Raw genomic sequence first — 827 nt, 5'->3', positions numbered from 1 at the left:
TCTTCCTGTCGATGGGTTTTGGCCAGATCGTCGTCGGGCCGATCTCCGACATGGTCGGCCGCAAGCTGCCGCTTTATGGCGGCCTTGCGCTGTTCATGGTTGGCGGCATCGGTTCGGCAATGGCGCCGACCATCGAATGGCTGATCGCTTTCCGTTTCCTGCAAGGGCTTGGCGCCAGCGCCGGCATGGCCGTTCCGCGCGCCATCGTGCGCGACCTGCATACCGGCAATGAGGCCGCCAAGCTGATGTCGTTGCTGATGCTGGTGTTTTCGGTGTCGCCGATCCTGGCGCCGCTGACCGGCAGCGTGATCATCGAGAGTTTCGGCTGGCGCGCCGTGTTCTGGACCGTGACGGGCGCGGCCGCCCTTGCCACGGTGCTGCTCGCAACCTCGCTCAAGGAGACGCGGCCGGCTGAAGAACGCGTCGGTTCCTCCTTCGGAACCGCGCTTGCCGGCTATCGCTTCCTGATGGGCGACCGCAATTTCCTTGGCCTGGTGGCGATCGCCGGCTTCGGCATTGCGAGCTTCTTCGTCTATCTGTCGAGCTCGTCCTTCATTCTGATCGACCATTACGGGCTGTCGCCTTCGGTCTACAGCGTGTTCTTCTCGATCAATGCGGTGGCTTTCATCGGCATGTCGCAGCTGACCGGGCTGCTGGCCGAGCGTTTTGGGCTGCGCCGCGTGGTGCGTGTCGCGGTGACCGGCTATGCCTCGACGATGGTGGTGCTGTTGGCGATCATGGCGACGGGCGTCGACCGGCTCGACGTGATGGCGGCCCTGCTGTTCGTCGGCTACGGCTTTCTCGGCCTGGTCATCCCGACCACCTCG

Annotated in this window: 1 protein-coding gene; it reads left to right on the top strand. The window is 64.3% G+C overall.

Annotated features, from left to right (window positions below; genetic code table 11):
• On the top strand, positions 1–827 hold an 827-nt coding region (locus EOC06_RS30560; protein ID WP_245470229.1), incomplete at both ends, for a Bcr/CflA family efflux MFS transporter.

Origin of the sequence: Mesorhizobium sp. M7A.F.Ca.MR.362.00.0.0 (assembly GCF_004023175.1) — a bacterium.
In the GTDB taxonomy this organism is placed as follows: domain Bacteria; phylum Pseudomonadota; class Alphaproteobacteria; order Rhizobiales; family Rhizobiaceae; genus Mesorhizobium.
Note: the sequence above shows the minus strand (reverse complement) of the source record. Positions and strands in the feature narration are given on the sequence as shown.